We start from the raw sequence: 19,102 nt of genomic DNA on the forward strand, positions 1-19,102 counted from the left end.
TCCTTATTTTATCTACGCGGTACAGTAAAATAAACCGTAAATCCTCCATCTGCAGCAGGTTCGGCATTAATACGACATCCCCTGCGTCCTGCAAACTCATCATGATCGCGGATAATCTGTTTACAGACCAAATATTCCGTACCACGCAACTCCCCTTTTTCACCGGCAGTCATACGTGCCAGATTCGGATAAAACAACAGGTTCAGTTCCTCCATACTCTTCTCGCGTCTTGTATCCGCAAAAAGAAAGCGAATATATTCATCATCCTGCCGTGCCTGCAAACGCAACAGACCATCTTCGTGAACCGCCAACGCTTCGTCAATCAGGTTTTCCAATAGGAAGCGCAACTGATTCAGATCTCCTATCACTTTTGCGTCCACCGTTCCTATCTCCAGTTCTATCCTCTCCGTCCGATTCTTCATTGACTTTCTGAAGTATTTTCCGGCAGTATCCAAAAGTTCCTGTACAGGAATCACCACCCGCCGGAAAGTAACCTCTTCCAACTGACGGGAAGCGCACGAACTTAGAATCGTAAAGATTCCTTTATAATATTCAATCAATTCGGTCATTGTCTCCACAGCCTCACGTTCTTCCTTCTCTGAAATATTCTGCATATTGAGCCTACCGACAATTTGTTTGATCTTATTCGGATAATAAATTGTTTCATGTTTAATCGTAGACAGGCAATTATCCAATACCATATTTTGTACATGCAACATACTGTCTTCCCAAAGAGCACGTCGTGCCTCTTCATGCGCCGACTCAATATCCCGATATTTCGTAGCCAATTTCACCACCGCATTAAATATCACAATCGCCACATAGCGTGCCACCAATTCAAACAACAGACGATTTGTTTCCTGCTCCGACCCTTCCCTGCGTTCCAGATAAAGCACACCGACACACTGGTGTTCCCCTCCCGCTTCCACCTTCAATGGAATAGCCAGATAATGCCGTCGTTCAAGATACTCACCGGAATCAAAACATTGCTGTACCATCTCCGGCATCTCCTGACCGGGACATGAAGCGTATTCCAGCCTATGCGTCGTTTCATTATACGCTGCAATACCCATCCGGTCAATCGTAAGCAATTCATTTACAGACCCGAATGCTTCATCCACTATGCGTTGCGGGATTTCCTTCAGCGTACTCTCCTCTCGTTGGAGTGCTTCTGCATCCTCTTGCTCCTGTGGTCTGACCAAAGAGGCTGCAAACACTTTTTGATTTATCTCGAGCACCTGTTCAAGATTCAGTCGGTTCTGCAGCCGCTTGCGCATATACAGAAAATAGTACCCGACCAACAAAACCACCAACAGGACAAAACATAAAATGATCCCCACCGTCTTGTTCGTATTCGAACGTTCCAACTGCTTGCAATATGCCTCCAACGTCTGATCTTCTCCTTGCAACTTATACAAATCCGTAAATGCCGAATTATTATAACTGTACGCATCCAGTTGTTTCAAAGCCAGAAAAGCGACTGCCGCTTCGTTTCTTATGTCCAGAATCACATGATAATCCGAGTCAAACAACTCATTCCACCAACTAATCTCGGCAGGTATCCCCTCACCGACCAATTTCATATAACGATGCGGATGTTCCGCCCGTGCATATTTCTCATAATGCCCGTTCAATAACATCATAGCCGAATCGATATACTGCAAAGCTAGTTCATATTCTTCATCCACATTAGCAAAATATGCCGCATTTGCATAGTCCGACGCAGCATCCAGCAAATCCTCATATACCGAATCCGTAACCACAACTATCGAATCTCCTTCCTGCAGCATGGGGGAAATAGAATCATGCACACACGACACCATCCCTACCGGAAGCAACAGGCAAAGCAATACACCGACTATCTTACGTATCCCTAAAGGCAAACGAAAATAGAAACGACTCCCCTTACCCAATTCACTTTCCACATTGAAAGCACACACACGGAACAAATCATTCGTCTTCTTATATTTCTCAATGATTCCCTTACAGTTCATTAATCCGAAGCCACTCCCCTTGTTTTCTTTCAGTTCCTCCGGATCCTCTGCATTCTTCATCCCGATTACGCGCGAATCATACACCTTCTCACCAATGATACGCTCCACATCCTCCGTTGAAATACCTCGTCCGTTATCTTCTACGGAAATCTCCACATAAGTATCCGTCATACGCGCGTATACCTTGATGTTCCCACCTTCCGGAGTATATTTACGCGCATTCTCCGTCATCGTATTAATCATAAACAGAGTCAATGCACGGTCGGCCTTCACCGTGGCAACGGTCGGTTCAATCTCCAAAGTCTGTTTTTTCATCTCAAAAGCACGCCGTCCTTTCCCTACCAGTTCAAATAACTCATTGAGGCCGAATGTCTCAATATTCAAGCTGAGCGTTCCTTGCTTCATTTTAATCCAGAGAGCCAGAATATCATTATATTCATTGATCGTAGTAACCAATTCGTCGATATACTGGTACTTCTCTTTCTTGATCTTTTCATCATCGATATATCCCCGTTCCGTCAACTTATGTACTTCATTCAGAATACGGTCAATATACGGATTGATACCATTTACGATAGCCATACAGGCTTTTTTTATCAAGTTCTGGCGTTTATTTCCAGCAATATGCTGCTCATAGATATACCGCTGTTTTTCCAATTGCATCCGCTCGTCACTCAATGCTTCCACCATCTGCTCATTGTCAGCCGCCCAAATAATATAAGGCTCCAATACGTGGACCAAAGCCTTCTCGTCGCGGCTCAGCCGATATCCAGAGCACAACGTCGCCTTACCTTCCTCCGATATTTCCAATTTCATACGTCCCTTTCCAAACAACTGATCTATCCCCTGCTGAATCAAAGGAACATTCATTGGGATGGATGAAGTAATATCCCGGCAGAGTCCTAAAATCTGCTGCAAACGTTCCACATCCAACCGGTTTCTTATTTTAGAACGCTTATTAAAGAACCACCAGAAAATCACCACCAATACCAATCCGGCAATCACCAGAGAAAGTACAAGCGTCATCTGTCGCGAACCGGCTTCCAATGACACATAACGACTTTCCAGTTCCTTGTCCTGGCGGGTAAAATTCAAAATATCCAGATAAATATTCCGATTATAATCAGAAGCATATTTCATTCCGAGCCCTGCATACGATACACTCAATTGTTCCCGAATCCTTGAAATCCATTCAGGAACGGTCTTCACATTTTCCTGCGCAATCCAAGGCACTCCCGTATAGGTAGTATCACCTTCTGCAAACGTATGCAGCTTATCCAATGTATCCGCTTCATGATGATAATAAAGTATATGATGGCGATTCACACAATCCAACGCTTTCGTGAGTGTATCCAGCGCTTCCGAATATCGTCCGTGCGCATTCAGATATTTTCCGATAGAAACATACGCTCCGGCAATCTGATACAAGTCATTATATTGGCGGAACCTTTCAAGCGCGAGTTGTGCCATGCGCAAAGGTAAAAGAGAATCTACCGGCAAAGCAAACTGCTCCAGCATATGTCCTCTCCTTGTCTGGAAAAACTCGAAACTATCGGAAGAAGCCATCAAGTTGGCAAGACCTTGCAAACCATTTCCTTCGAAATAAGGATGATTGCTCTGAACAGCCGTCCGCCAAGTATAATATAAATGATCAAACTCACGTAGTTTTCTCTCTTCCGGTGTCTTTGCTTCAACCAGAGAAGCGGCCCCTTTAAGATAATGATAGTAAAGCAATTGATTAGTATCCGCCAATGCTTCCTCTTCCGGAATATGACTGAGCGACGCAATCGCTTCCTGTCGTTGCTGAAGGTAATAGTAATAAATGGCGGAAACAATAAAGAACTCCGTAAAAGCATAATCCAACCGAAGCTTTTCGTGCCTGTCGGCAAACAAATCACTTTCCTCACGAATACGTTTCATACGTCTCAACGCACTGTTCCTATAATCATAAAATTCTTTGTTCATTGCCGTCCTCTGACAGATTTTCATCAGTCCGATATCGGCAATCAAAAGCTCAAGTTCGTTTTTAGTCAGTTTATAGACCTCTTTATGAGACGCTTCGGCACGGTCAAAATCCATATTCATAAAAGCCCAGAATCCCAGATTATTTAAAGCTTCCGCTTTCCCCGACTTATAAAAGTTCACCTTACTATAAGCCTGTTCGGCATATTTATAAGAAGAATCCAGGTTTCGGTAACGATAAGCATACGCTGTTCCATTAAGCGAATCAATCAAACGCACCTCTTTAGTCGGCACCATATCAGTGCACGAGAAGAACAAAGAAAGAATTATCAGAATAGATAACGGATAATAAATAATCGATAATGAGCTATGCTGTGCCTCATTACCTATTCTTCGGACATTATTATTTAAAGAGATCCTTTTCATTATCCATCGTCAACTATCCATTAATTACGCAAATCTACAAATATTTCCGATAAGTTGGAGAGAAAATGATTTTTTATACAATAAGTCCTTCTAAATAATAAGAGAAATTCCTACCTTTGCAGGCAAATTAACAAATAGGTAAAACATCTATTACAAAATGAGCGAAAAAGCACCCTTTATGGTATTCTCGGGAACAAACTCGAGATATCTTGCAGAAAAAATCTGCGCAAGCCTGAATTGTCCTCTGGGAAATATGAACATTACCCATTTTGCCGATGGCGAATTTGCTGTTTCATATGAGGAATCAATTCGTGGCGCCCATGTATTCTTGGTTCAATCCACATTCCCAAACTCAGACAACTTAATGGAACTTCTCCTGATGGTTGACGCGGCAAAACGTGCATCAGCAAAGAGCATTGTAGCTGTAATTCCCTATTTCGGATGGGCTCGTCAGGATAGAAAAGACAAACCTCGTGTATCTATCGGAGCTAAACTAGTAGCCGACCTGCTTTCCGTTGCAGGTATCGACCGACTGATTACTATGGACCTGCACGCAGACCAGATTCAGGGATTCTTCGATATTCCGGTAGACCACCTGTATGCGTCAGCCGTATTCCTCCCCTACATCCAGTCATTGAAATTGGAGGATCTGGTGATTGCTACACCGGACGTAGGAGGTTCAAAACGTGCCAGCACTTTCTCCAAATATCTCGGTGTACCGTTGGTACTTTGCAACAAGTCGCGTGAGAAAGCCAATGAAGTTGCTTCCATGCAGATCATCGGTGATGTGAAAGATAAAAATGTAGTATTGATCGACGATATCGTAGACACAGCCGGAACAATCACCAAAGCAGCCAACATTATGTTGGAAGCCGGTGCAAAGTCTGTACGTGCTATCGCCAGTCACTGCGTAATGTCCGATCCCGCTTCATTCCGTGTACAGGAATCCGGTCTGACAGAAATGGTATTTACCGACAGCATTCCTTACGCAAAGAAGTGTGCGAAAGTAAAACAGTTAAGTATCGCCGATATGTTTGCTGAGACAATCAAACGAGTTATGAATAACGAGTCAATCAGCTCACAGTACATCATCTAGTCGAAACTTCATTTTCAACTAAATAAAAAAATAATCGCAGGTAAGGTAAAAACTAAACCTGTGATTATTTTTATTTGATAACGCTGTCTCCATTGCGCAGCCAACTTTCAACTTCCAACTCTCAATTTTCAACTTTATTGAAGTCTTCCGAATTTGTATGTTCCCTTTCTGATTATCTTCCCGTCTTTATCAGTTTCCACAAAAGGACCATTCTTCTTTCCTTGTTTGAAGAAACCATCGAAACGGTTGCCGTCTTTATCAATCTGAACCCCTTGTCCTTCTTCCAATCCATCAACGAAGCCACCTTTGTATTGCATACCCGCAGCAGTCTTTAAAGTACCTTCACCATTCGGACGGTTATCTTTCCAATCCCCCTCATACACATCACCATTGCTCCATTTGTAGATACCCTTACCCTCGCGTCTGTTATTTTTCCAGTCACCTTCATACACAGCACCATTCGACCAGGTAAAAGTTCCTTTCCCATCTTGCATACCATCCTTGAAGTTACCTACATACTTATCACCGTTAGCATGATAGTAAATTCCCTCACCCGTACGTTCACCCAAGAGATAAGAACCTTCGTAACGATCTCCCGTATGGAAAAAATAAGTACCCTTTCCATGCTGGATATCATCTGCCCAGTCACCCTCATATTTATCTCCGTTAGTATATTCAAATACCCCTTTTCCATGACGGACATCATCTTTCCAGTCTCCTTCATATTTACATCCGTCATCCCAGTTCATAGTACCCTTACCGTTTTTCTTGTCATTCTTCCAATGACCGGTATATTTAGCGCCATTCGCCCAAGTATACGTACCTTCACCCTCACGCTTATCATTCACCCAACCACCTACATACAAGTCACCGTTGTGATAATACATCGTCCCCTTGCCATGCTGGTAGTCCTGATACCACATACCGTCATAACGGTTGTTATTCATAAAATAATAAATACCTTTTCCGTGCTGTTGGTCCTGATACCATTGTCCTTCGTACTTTTCTCCGTCAGGAAACATATAGATGCCATACCCTTCACGTTTCCCCTTCACATATTCACCCTCGTAGACATCCCCATTTTTAAAGACCGTCTTTCCTTTCCCGTTTGGCTTGCGTCCTTTCATTTCTCCTGTATAGACACTGCCATCCTTAAAAGTATAGTTGCCAATCTTTATTTCTGTAGAGAATGTATCTTTTATCTTTCCGAAGAATCCGCCCTTTTTCCCTTCATTTTCTTGTGCCATTACCCCCTCTTGTGCTAGGAGAGCCAATAAAAGTGTAGTATATAGATATTTCTTCATTTATTTTAGTTGTTACTCATTTTTAGAATTACGATTTGGACAAAGATACGATTTCTCTCCCAAAAAGCCCCTTACCGGAAAGCAAATTATGACAACTTTTTACCTGCAATGACCTCTTTTAATGTCTCTTTGCATAAATAACGCTGCGCTAAATCCTGTATTTCCGCAGGAGTAATCTCGTTTACGGCTTGCAAAGAACGTGCGAAGTAATCATCCTTCAAACCGGAAGTAGCTATAAATATCCACGCATCCGAGAGAGAGAAAGGCGATTCATAACTGCGGCACATTTCTCCCAACATATAGTTGCGCACCATCCTTAATTCTTCCGCAGATACCGGCTCCTGGTGCAACCGATCTATTTCGTGATATACTTCCTGTATTAACGGCTCCACATATTCATTATCCGTCTCCGTCGAAACAATCAGCAAGCCGCTATCCGGATAAAATACTACTCCTGCCGATATGCCATAAGTATACCCTTTATCTTCGCGAATGTTGGACATCAGACGGCTACCGAAATAACCTCCGAACAATGTCATCAGCACACGCAGCTTCGGATAGTCGGGATGTTCGCGAGTAATGGTGGTACATCCCATTTTCACTGCGCTCTGCATAGCGTCTTCACGTTCCGTAAAAATCCTCTTCTCAGGTATAGCCGCAAATGGGAAACTCAACTTCGGCATCTGTAATTGATATTGCCCGAACGGAATCCCGAAAATATCCGTTACACGGCTGATGATATCATCCGTCACCTTGCCGGATAAGAAAATGGAGCAATTGCCGGAATGGTAATACCGCTCATAAAACTCACGAAGCACTTCTGGAGTTATGGTATGATAATCCTCCTCCATCACTATTTTCCCGCATGGATGTTGTTCACCGTAAAGAGACTTCAGCAAACTACGATGTGCAAGAAAATCAACCTTAGAGGTATTGACCAAATATTGCTGGATATTGGTATCCAGAATAGTTTGAAGCTCCTTTTGTGGAAACAGTGGTTCCTTAATCATCGACTCTACCACTTCCAACGTTTTCGCTAAATACTTATTCAATGAATAAACAGTGATATAAGCATACTCCGAAGAACTGGAGAGTTCTAGCCACGAACCATAATAATCCAATTTCTCCGCAATGGTGGCAGCCGTATATTTCGTCGTACCTTCGCGCAACATACGGTTCGTAAACAAAGCTTGCAACTTCCGCGACTGCTGCCAGCGACCTCCGGAGAAAAGTACATCCATACGCACCACTTCCTGTTCGCCGGCATTAATAACAGTCAACGGAATACCATTCGGCAACGTTGTCCTGACAGGAGTCTGTATATGGAAATTTTTCAGAGGTTGTATCTCAGGCTGTATCGTGCGATCCATAAACGTTATAATCTATTTTTCAAAAATTCTTCTGCACGCGCCAAGTCCTGTGGAGTATCGATTCCAATCGTTTCCACTTCACTGATCCCCACTTTTATTTTATACCCGTTTTCCAGCCAGCGCAGTTGCTCCAACGATTCCGCTATCTCAAGTGATGATTGCGGTAGTGCGGTTATCTCCCTCAGCACTTCCGTACGGTAAGCATACAAACCGATATGTTTATAGTAGGTATGTCCTTTCAGCCAATCCTTCTTCTCGGCATTACGCTGATAAGGGATGATAGAACGACTGAAATACAGGGCATTCCAATTTGCATTGACTACCACTTTGGGAGAGTTCACATTCTCAAGTACGGCAAACGGCTCATCAGCAGTAAAAGGCTTTACCAATGTAGCAATCTGTGTAGTAGGATCTTCAAAACAAGTCTTCACGGCATTCAACTGCGAAGGTTGTATAAAAGGCTCGTCCCCTTGTATATTGACTACCACATCAAAGTCCCCTCCAATCTTGACGCAAGCCTCATAACAACGGTCCGTACCGCTTTTATGATGAACAGAAGTCATCACCACCTTACCACCGAAAGCTTTCACCGCCTCCTCAATCCGTTCGTCATCAGTAGCCACATACGCATCATCCAAAATTCCGGCTACTTGTTCATACACACGCTGTATCACTGTTTTTCCGCCCAAGATAGCCAACGGTTTCGCAGGGAAACGGGTAGAGGCATAACGGGCAGGTATAATTCCCAGAAATTTCATTTATTTAATAGATAATGAAGAATAAAGAGCGGATAATGACTGCTGCACATATTCCCTCTCCCAATCTTCCGGTTTTATTATTTTATCATCACACAAAAGTATATCAATATCCAAACAGACTTTCTCTTCCTTCTTATCCTCCGGCAGACGACCGGAAGCCAGTTCTATGTCTTTCAGTATCCTCTTCACGAGTTCCTCATCCTTATCCGAAAAGAACATAATCACTTGATTGGAAAACAAAGCCGGATTTTTGAAGAACAAAGGTTCCGTCTCCAACTCGGATGCCCGGTAGATAGGAGAAAACTGTTCCGTCAGTTTCTGCCTGGCAAAAGCCAGATTCTCCGTTCTATTGTAGTTGCTCCCTATGCAAACAATGTATTTGTGCATCTTTTTAGTTGAAAAGATCATCCAGTCCCATTTCCTCCACCTCGCCATCCGGAGTCTCCGAACCGGCACAAGGATCGAATCCTTCCGGAAGTTTAAAAGTTTCCTGCTGATCGTATCCCAAAGTCGGGTCATCAAATACCTTCTTCATATATTTTGCCCAAATAGGCAAAGCGGCGGCAGCTCCCTGTCCGTATGTCATCGATCCGAAGTGGATATCACGTTCATCACCTCCAACCCAACATCCGGACACCAACGAAGGGGTAAAGCCCATAAACCAACTATCCGAGTTCTCATTTGTCGTCCCCGTCTTTCCGCCCATATCCGCAGTAATTCCATAACGTCGGACACGTCCACCCGTTCCTTCATTTATAACGGCACGCAACATGACCAGCATTTTATATACACTTGAAGTACTGATCACCTCATCCATTTGTGGCGCAAACGTAGAAATCACATTACCTTCACTGTCCTCAATCCGGGTCACAAACAAAGGAGCCACCCGGATCCCCCTATTAGCAAAAGCAGTATATGCACTTACCATCTCTCCGACAGAAATCTCACAAGGTCCCAGACAAAGTGAAACAACCGGGTCGATGGCCTTGTTGCGCACTCCGAAACTATGGATCAGCCGCACCAATTCATACGGATTCAGTTTGCCCATCAGATAAGCCGAAATCCAGTTATCCGAATTAGCCAGTCCCCATTTTAGAGTAACCATCTCACCATAACGCTTCTTATTGGAATTACGTGGCGACCATGGTTCCCCAGTTTCTGTAATCAACGTCTGCTCTACGTGGCGCACCTGGTCGCAAGGAGAAAAATTATTCTCCATAGCCAGCGTATACAAGTACGGTTTGATAGTAGACCCTACCTGACGGCGCCCCACCATCGCCATGTCATATTGGAAATATGTATAATTAGGTCCTCCGACATAAGCTTTCACATGCCCGTTCATAGGATCCATCGACATAAAGCCAGTACGAAGGAATGATTTATAATAGCGGATTGAATCCATCGGAGTCATAATCGTGTCCTTGCTTCCCGTCCACGAAAAGACTGTCATTTCCTGCGGTGTATCGAATGCTTTCCGAATCTCCTGTTCAGAACTCCCCGCCTCTTTCATCAGCCGGTAACGCTCTGTCTGTTTCATGGCCTTCGTCAACAGTTCTTCCACCCGTTTCGCAGGCAGCACTCTTGCGTATGGCGCATTCTTACTTCCTACTTTTTCTTTGAAAAACAAAGGTTGCAAATAACTCAAATGTTCTTCTACCGCCTCCTCCGCATATTGTTGCATCCGCGAGTTGAGAGTCGTATAAATCTTCAGTCCGTCCGTGTAGACATTATAATTCGAACCATCCTTCTTTTTATTCTTCGCGCACCAGCCATACAGAGGATTCGTTTCCCAAGAAAGGGAGTCTTCATAGAATTTCTGCATTTGCCAACCACGATAATTACTCTTCACCGGCTTGGTTGCTGTCATCACACCACGCAGGTATTCACGGAAATAAGTAGCCAAACCTTCCTTGTGGTCAACACGATTATACGACAATTTCAAAGGAAGCGCTTGCAGAGAATCACATTCGGATTCAGTAATATATCCCGCTTTACGCATCTGTTCAAGCACCACATTACGACGGCCGCGAGAACGCTCATTGAAACGAACAGGATTATAGAGTGACGGATTTTTACACATACCAACCAAGGTAGCCGCTTCCTCTATTTTCAAGTCCTTCGGTTCACGGTTAAAATAAGTATGCGCAGCCGTCTTAATACCGACAGCATTATTCAGGAAATCAAACTTATTGAGGTACATACTCAGAATTTCCTCTTTGGTGTAATAACGCTCGAGTTTTACGGCAATCACCCACTCAATCGGTTTCTGGAAAAGACGCTGGAGAGTATTTCTCGCCACATTCTCCGTAAACAACTGCTTGGCAAGCTGCTGTGACAAAGTACTTCCCCCACCCGCATTTTTCTGGAATAACAAACCACGTTTCACAAATGCACGGAACAATGCCTTAGCGTCAATCCCCGAGTGTTCGGCAAAACGAACATCTTCTGTCGCAATCAACGCATTAATAATATTGGGTGACAAGTCCTTGTAGGCTGTATACACACGATTTTCCTTACTATAAGACCAAGTACCGAGCACTTTCTCATCCTCTGAAAAGATCTCCGTCGCAAATTTATAACTTGGATTCTCCAGTTCCTCCACTGGAGGCATATAGCCGATCCAACCTTTCGAAATAGAAACAAAAATAATGACGACAGCCACTACTGCGATTGCCAATAAAATCCAAAGAGCTTTTATTATTTTTCGAATCATGTTTTTTCTTGCTTATAAAAAACGCACTTAATTAAGTTACAAAGGTAGATAAAATCCGGTAGCCGACCAAACAAAAACAGGCGGGATTTTTATTCCCGCCTGTCATTCACCCTAACTCTATCTATTCAGAGTTACCAATTATGAATGAGTCGTATAGTAACTCACCATTTATCAATAGTCTGTAATTTCCATTCTCCTATCGTACAGCGTTCACTATCAAAGTTGATCGCCACTTTCACGACCGGAAGCCCGCATAAAGCGAAGCGTTCAGGATAATTCTTCAGGTTGATCTGCTCCATAGCTTCACCGGCAGTCTTATCAAGCTTCAACTCCATCACATAGAGCGTGGTTTTCGTACGAAGCACCACATCCACTCGACCACGGGGAGTACGGACTTCAATATCTACATAATAATTCAGCAGACTGAATATGACGTAAAAAAGTTGCTGGTAATGCCCCTCATATTTAGTATTGTCGCAATAAGGAATGGTAGACAAAAAAGTCTGCAAACGACGCAAGGCAGAATCCATATCACCGTTCTGAATATCATAAAAAAGATAGGCAACCATAGTGGTGGCTTCCGGGGTCTCATTGCCTACATAGTTAGGAAGAAGGCTTTCCATAAGACCCAGACGGACTTCCTTATTCGGAATATCAAGCGTATAAAGGTCCAGAATCTTATTATAATCCTTTATGGTGATATAACCGCTCTGATATAGCAAAGGAGCGATATTCGTCATGGTCTCGGTAGGAGCATCAAAAATGGAAGCTTTCGCTTGTTTGGGACCGATCTCTGAAGGATTTACACCAAATTTGTCCAACATCTTTATCAAGTATGTAGGAGTGCCGCTACCGAACCAGTAAGAACCAAATTTACCGTCCGCGAAAGCATTCAACAGACTGAACGGATTATAGATGTCGGGAGACGGATAGGTAAAATGGTAACCGTCATAATTCTCCTTCAACTTCAGCAAGACCTCTTCAGAAGGAATATTCAATTTCGCGGCCAATCTCTCCATATCCTCTTTCATCTGCGTTAGCATTTCATCCTCCGTTATTCCGCAAATTGCAGCGTATGGCTCATCCATGCTGATATTCTTGATATTATTCAACTCGCTAAAGATACTCAACTGAGAGAACTTGGTGATACCAGTCAGAAACACATACTTCAGATAAGGATCACAAGCCTTCAAGGGACTATAGAAGTTACGCATGATATTACGTAATACGCCTAGATTTTCCTTTTCATGCACCACATCAAGCAAAGGAGCATCGTATTCGTCTATAAGAACTACAACCTTTTTCCCTGTCTTTTCATAAGCACACTTGATAAGACGGGTTAATCGTAGATTAGCATCACCGGCAGTTGGATCGAGGCCGAATGTCCGCTCATAGTCTGAAAGCATAAAGTCAAGCAAACGTTCCAAACGCCCCTTATCCGCATGCTTCGCCATACTCATATCAAAATGAAGCACCGGATACTCTATCCACTCTTTCTCCAATCTCTCCATAGCTAACCCTTGGAACAGATCCTTACGACCAGAGAAATAACTATGCAAAGTAGAAGTAAGCAAGGACTTACCAAAACGGCGAGGACGACTCAGAAACACATAGCTAGAGGCCGAATGTGTCATCTGGTAGATATACTCCGTTTTATCTACATAGAGGTAATTACCCTCACGAATCTTAGAAAAAGTCTGTATCCCTATTGGGTATAATCTTTGCAAAGCTTCCATACTAATATTTTATTTTCTTTAGAGCCACTATTATTTTTCAATTATCCAGTCTCCTATCGTGCAGCGTTCACTATCAAAGTTGATCGCCACTTTCACGACCGGAAGCCCACACAAAGCGAAGCGTTCAGGATAATTCTTCAGATTGATCTGTTCCATTGCTTCACCGGCAGTCTTATCAAGCTTCAATTCCATCACATAGAGCGTGGTTTTCGTACGAAGCACCACATCCACTCGACCACGGGGAGTACGGACTTCAATATCCACAAAAGAACCCAATAAGCTGAAAATGATGTAGAACATCTGCTGATAGTGACCTTCATACCTCGTATTATCACAATAAGGAATGGTAGACAAGAAAGTCTGCAGCCGACGCAACGCAGAATCCATATCATCATTACGGATATCACGGGAAAGATAGGCTACCATAGTAGTAGTTTCCCGAGTTTTGCTGGCCACGTAATTAGGTAAAAGGCTTTTCATTAAACCCAACCGTACTTCTTTGTTAGGAATATCCAACGTATACAGGTCAATACTCTCATCATAATCCTTGATAGTGATATAACCACTCTGATATAATAATGGAATAATATCAGTCATTGTTTCAGTAGGAGCATCAAAAGCGGAAACTTCCGCATGGTTATTACCGATCTCCGAAGGTTCAACACCAAACTTCTCCAACATCTTTATCAAGTATGTAGGAGTACCGCTACCAAACCAGTAAGAACCAAATTTACCGTCCGCAAAAGCATTCAACAGACTGAACGGATTATAGATGTCGGGAGACGGATAGGTAAAATGATAACCGTCATAATTCTCCTTCAACTTCAGCAAGACTTCTTCAGAGGAAATATTCAATTTCGCGGCCAACATCTCCATATCCTCTTTCATCTGCGTTAGCATTTCATCCTCCGTTATTCCGCAGATCGCAGCGTATGGCTCATCCATGCTGATATTCTTGATATTATTCAACTCGCTAAAGATACTCAACTGAGAGAACTTGGTGATACCCGTCAAAAACACATACTTCAGATAAGGATCACAAGCCTTCAAGGGACTATAGAAGTTACGCATGATATTACGTAATACGCCTAGATTTTCCTTTTCATGCACCACATCAAGCAAAGGAGCGTCATATTCGTCTATAAGAACTACAACTTGCCTACCTGTCTTTTCATAAGCACACTTGATAAGACGGGTTAATCGTAGATTAGCATCACCGGCAGTTGTATCGAGACCGAAGGTCCGCTCATAGTCTGAAAGCATAAAGTCAAGCAAACGTTCCAAACGCCCCTTATCCACATGCTTCGCCATACTCATATCGAAATGGAGCACCGGATACTCTGTCCAATCCTTCTCCAATCTCTCCATAGCCAACCCTTGGAACAAATCCTTACGACCCGAAAAATAACTATGCAAAGTAGAAGTAAGCAAAGACTTACCAAAACGGCGAGGACGACTCAGAAACACATATTTCGCAAAATGAGTCATGCGATAAACGTATTCCGTCTTATCGATATAAAGGTAATTCTTCTCACGAATTTCAGAAAAAGTCTGTATCCCTATAGGGTATAATCTTTGCAAAGTTTCCATATCAATATCTATATTTTCTTTAGAGCCACTATTATTTTTCAATTATCCATTCTCCTATCGTCCCCCGCTCACTATCAAAGTTTATCGCCACTTTCACGACCGGAAGTCCACATAAAGCGAAGCGTTCAGGATAATTCTTCAGGTTGATCTGTTCCATAGCTTCACCGGCAGTCTTATCAAGCTTCAACTCCATCACATAAAGTGTGGTTTTCGTACGAAGCACCACATCCACACGACCACGGGGAGTACGGACCTCAACATCCACAAAAGAACCCAATAAGCTGAAAATGATGTAGAACATCTGCTGATAGTGACCTTCATACCTCGTATTGTCACAATAAGGAATGGTAGACAAGAAAGTCTGCAGCCGACGCAACGCAGAATCCATATCATCATTACGGATATCACGCGAAAGATAAGCCACCATGGTAGTCGTTTCCCGAGTTTTGCTGGCCACGTAATTAGGTAAAAGGCTTTTCATTAGCCCCAACCGTACTTCTTTGTTAGGAATATCCAATGTATACAAGTCAATACTCTCATCATAATCCTTGATGGTGATATAACCACTCTGATATAATAATGGAATAATATCAGTCATTGTTTCAGTAGGAGCATCAAAAGCGGATACCTCCGCATGGTTATTACCTATCTCAGAAGGTTCAACACCGAACTTTTCCAACATCTTTATCAAGTATGTAGGAGTACCGCTACCGAACCAGTAAGAACCAAATTTACCGTCCGCAAAAGCATTCAACAGACTGAATGGATTATAGATGTCGGGAGACGGATAAGTAAAATGATAACCGTCATAATTCTCCTTCAACATCAGCAAGACTTCTTCAGGTGTTATTTCCAGTTTCGCAGCCAACATCCCCATATCCTCTTTCATTTGCGTTAGCATTTCATCCTCCGTTATTCCGCAAATTGCAGCGTATGGCTCATCCATGCTGATATTCTTGATATTATTCAATTCGCTAAAGATACTCAACTGAGAGAACTTGGTGATACCCGTCAAAAACACATACTTCAGATAAGGATCACAAGCCTTCAAGGGACTATAGAAGTTACGCATGATATTACGTAATACGCCTAGATTTTCCTTTTCATGTACCACATCAAGCAAAGGAGCATCATATTCATCTATAAGAACTACAACCTTTTTCCCTGTCTTTTCATAAGCACACTTGATAAGACGGGTTAATCGTAGATTAGCATCACCGGCAGTTGTATCGAGGCCGAAGGTCCGCTCATAGTCTGAAAGCATAAAGTCAAGCAAACGTTCCAAACGCTCCTTATCCACATGCTTCGCCATACTCATATCAAAATGAAGCACCGGATACTCTATCCACTCTTTCTCCAATCTCTCCATAGCTAACCCTTGAAACAGATCCTTACGACCAGAGAAATAACTATGCAAAGTAGAAGTAAGCAAGGACTTACCAAAACGGCGAGGACGACTCAGAAACACATAGCTAGAGGCCGAATGTGTCATCTGGTAGATATACCCCGTTTTATCTACATAGAGGTAATTACCCTCACGAATCTTAGAAAAAGTCTGTATCCCTATTGGGTATAATCTTTGCAAAGCTTCCATACTAATATTTTATTTTCTTTAGAGCCACTATTATTTTTCAATTATCCATTCTCCTATCGTCCCCCGCTCACTATCAAAGTTTATCGCCACTTTCACGACCGGAAGTCCACATAAAGCGAAGCGTTCAGGATAATTCTTCAGGTTGATCTGTTCCATAGCTTCACCGGCAGTCTTATCAAGCTTCAACTCCATCACATAAAGTGTGGTTTTCGTACGAAGCACCGCATCCACACGACCACGGGGAGTACGGACCTCAACATCCACAAAAGAACCCAATAAGCTGAAAATGATGTAGAACATCTGCTGATAGTGACCTTCATACCTCGTATTGTCACAATAAAATGGTAGACAAGAAAGTCTGCAGCCGACGCAACGCAGAATCCATATCATCATTACGGATATCACGCGAAAGATAAGCCACCATGGTAGTCGTTTCCCGAGTTTTGCTGGCCACGTAATTAGGTAAAAGGCTTTTCATTAGCCCCAACCGTACTTCTTTGTTAGGAATATCCAATGTATACAAGTCAATACTCTCATCATAATCCTTGATGGTGATATAACCACTCTGATATAATAATGGAATAATATCAGTCATTGTTTCAGTAGGAGCATCAAAAGCGGATACCTCCGCATGGTTATTACCTATCTCAGAAGGTTCAACACCGAACTTTTCCAACATCTTTATCAAGTATGTAGGAGTACCGCTACCGAACCAGTAAGAACCAAATTTACCGTCCGCAAAAGCATTCAACAGACTGAACGGATTATAGATGTCGGGAGACGGATAAGTAAAATGATAACCGTCATAATTCTCCTTCAACTTCAGCAAGACTTCTTCAGAGGAAATATTCAATTTCGCAGCCAACATCTCCATATCCTCTTTCATCTGCGTTAGCATTTCATCCTCCGTTATTCCGCAGATCGCAGCGTATGGCTCATCCATGCTGATATTCTTGATATTATTCAACTCGCTAAAGATACTCAACTGAGAGAACTTGGTGATACCCGTCAAAAACACATACTTCAGATAAGGATCACAAGCCTTCAAGGGACTATAGAAGTTACGCATGATATTACGTAATACGCCTAGATTTTCCTTTTCATGCACCACATCAAGCAAAGGGGCATCATATTCGTCTATAAGAACAACAACTTGTCGGCCCGTCTGCTCATAAGCGCGCTTGATCAACCCCATCAAACGTTGATTAGGATTAATCTCCTCCTGGCCTTTTCCATAAACACCCTCATACTCCGAAAGTTTCAGATTCAGCTCTTGCAACAATTGTTCCTTATCCACATGCTTGGCCGTACTCATATCGAAATGAAGAACCGGATACTCTATCCACTCTTTCTCAAACCTCTCCATAGCCAACCCTTGAAACAGATCCTTACGACCAGAGAAATAGCTATGCAAAGTAGAAGCAAGCAAAGACTTACCAAAACGGCGAGGACGGCTCAGAAACACATATTTCGCAAAATGAGTCATGCGATAAACGTATTCCGTCTTATCGATATAAAGGTAATTCTTCTCACGAATTTCAGAAAAAGTCTGTATTCCTATGGGGTATAATCTTTGCAAAGCTTCCATATCAATCATATTTTTCACAAAGCTACAAAAAATATCCGTTCAAAAAGAAAGCAGGCAGAAAACTTTTTCCCGCCTGCTCCTTTTACTTTATATGAACAGCTCCGCAGGTACAAAAGGTACAGTAAATGCACCCCGCATTTTTTCCACACACACGTACGCACGTACTTATAATACGCGCACGTGTGCGTGTGTATAGAGAGCCCCGAAAAAGTGTACCTGCTGTACCCGCCATATCCACCGCACCTGATAAACTCATCATACCCGCCACACCCATCGTCAAACAAACACAGTGCTTTATAAGTCCTAAAGCAGTGCTTTACGACCTCTAAAGCTATGCTTTAGCCTTCGTAAAGCACTGCTCTAACAAATATATCAACTATCTTCACAGACAGTTGATATATCTCACATACAAATCATATCAGCTCCATGCTAATATGAGGGTATAAGTCAGGAACATACCACTGTACTCTTCCCGACCTTTTGTCAACGTCAAACCTTGACGTATAGTTTTGCTATCTATACTCTTTCCCCATACCTGATATTAAATTCGATTTATATAGGGAGCTTTGTGACTTATTCATATTGCCAAATATCATCCATAGTAATTGGCACATAAGCTCCATCTTTCATTTCTATAATGACAGAAGGCTCATGCACAATAAGAGTATGCCACATTCCGGCAGGTACTTGTACGCCATAAATACCATATGCAGGATTCAATTCATGCCGAGCACATTCAACACCTTTTTCATCATAAAAAAGTTCCGTTATATGACCTCTAAGCAGAATGACAGTCTCAATTGTTTTAGTATGACGATGAATAGGAACAAGCGTTCCCGGTAGCAAGGCATTAAGCATACGCTGAGAAGTGTCACCTTCACCGTTACGCAAATCAAGATTAATGCGCCGCCTCTCATTTGTTCCCGCCTGAGCTAACAGTTCATCAAGTAGTTTATCATTTATTTCCATAA

At 42.6% G+C, this 19,102-nt stretch carries 11 protein-coding genes and 1 pseudogene; 1 reads left to right on the forward strand and 11 read right to left on the reverse strand.

The features are described from left to right. Positions 1-8: 8 nt before the first annotated feature. Positions 9-4,253, reverse strand: coding sequence for a DUF5113 domain-containing protein (locus GD630_RS06690; protein ID WP_143868680.1), 4,245 nt, complete (start codon positions 4,251-4,253; stop codon positions 9-11). Between the two features lie 286 nt (positions 4,254-4,539). Here GD630_RS06690 and GD630_RS06695 point away from each other — a divergent pair, with 286 nt between their 5' ends. Then, the gene (locus tag GD630_RS06695; protein WP_007755426.1) at positions 4,540-5,478 is read left to right on the forward strand and encodes a ribose-phosphate pyrophosphokinase; all 939 of its coding nucleotides are present in this window, start codon (positions 4,540-4,542) and stop codon (positions 5,476-5,478) included. Between the two features lie 134 nt (positions 5,479-5,612). On the opposite strand, the gene GD630_RS06700 is transcribed toward GD630_RS06695, so the two are convergent. The 10 genes and pseudogenes from GD630_RS06700 to GD630_RS06745 all read right to left on the reverse strand — a co-directional run bounded on the left by GD630_RS06700 (position 5,613) and on the right by GD630_RS06745 (position 19,100). Then, on the reverse strand, positions 5,613-6,782 hold the full coding sequence (locus GD630_RS06700; protein WP_143868682.1) for an MORN repeat-containing protein: 1,170 nt from the start codon (positions 6,780-6,782) through the stop codon (positions 5,613-5,615). A gap of 86 nt (positions 6,783-6,868) precedes the next feature. Beyond that, on the reverse strand, positions 6,869-8,152 hold the full coding sequence (locus GD630_RS06705) for a M16 family metallopeptidase (protein ID WP_143868684.1): 1,284 nt from the start codon (positions 8,150-8,152) through the stop codon (positions 6,869-6,871). Positions 8,153-8,157: 5 nt separating this feature from the next. After that, positions 8,158-8,910, reverse strand: coding sequence for a 3-deoxy-manno-octulosonate cytidylyltransferase (kdsB, locus tag GD630_RS06710; RefSeq protein WP_007760700.1), 753 nt, complete (start codon positions 8,908-8,910; stop codon positions 8,158-8,160). Then, positions 8,911-9,297 carry a 2-amino-4-hydroxy-6-hydroxymethyldihydropteridine diphosphokinase gene (locus GD630_RS06715; RefSeq protein ID WP_143868686.1) on the reverse strand — a complete coding sequence of 129 codons (387 nt, stop codon included), beginning with the start codon at positions 9,295-9,297 and terminating at the stop codon, positions 8,911-8,913. A gap of 4 nt (positions 9,298-9,301) precedes the next feature. After that, complete coding sequence (locus GD630_RS06720; protein ID WP_143868688.1) at positions 9,302-11,623, reverse strand: transglycosylase domain-containing protein; 2,322 nt, start codon at positions 11,621-11,623, stop codon at positions 9,302-9,304. 161 nt (positions 11,624-11,784) lie between these two features. After that, entirely contained in the window at positions 11,785-13,359 is a 1,575-nt protein-coding gene (locus GD630_RS06725) for an ATP-binding protein (RefSeq protein ID WP_143868690.1), read from the reverse strand. 30 nt (positions 13,360-13,389) lie between these two features. Then, complete coding sequence (locus tag GD630_RS06730; protein ID WP_152276093.1) at positions 13,390-14,949, reverse strand: ATP-binding protein; 1,560 nt, start codon at positions 14,947-14,949, stop codon at positions 13,390-13,392. 31 nt (positions 14,950-14,980) lie between these two features. Beyond that, positions 14,981-16,543, reverse strand: a complete 1,563-nt coding sequence (locus tag GD630_RS06735) for an ATP-binding protein (protein WP_182505724.1) — start codon at positions 16,541-16,543, stop codon at positions 14,981-14,983. Between the two features lie 30 nt (positions 16,544-16,573). After that, positions 16,574-18,131: pseudogene (locus GD630_RS06740) on the reverse strand (ATP-binding protein). A gap of 573 nt (positions 18,132-18,704) precedes the next feature. After that, positions 18,705-19,100 (reverse strand): WbuC family cupin fold metalloprotein, encoded by a 396-nt coding sequence (locus GD630_RS06745; RefSeq protein ID WP_143865896.1) that lies wholly within the window; start codon positions 19,098-19,100, stop codon positions 18,705-18,707. Positions 19,101-19,102 lie beyond the last annotated feature (2 nt).

Source organism: Bacteroides zhangwenhongii, from assembly GCF_009193325.2.
GTDB classification, from domain to species: domain Bacteria; phylum Bacteroidota; class Bacteroidia; order Bacteroidales; family Bacteroidaceae; genus Bacteroides; species Bacteroides zhangwenhongii.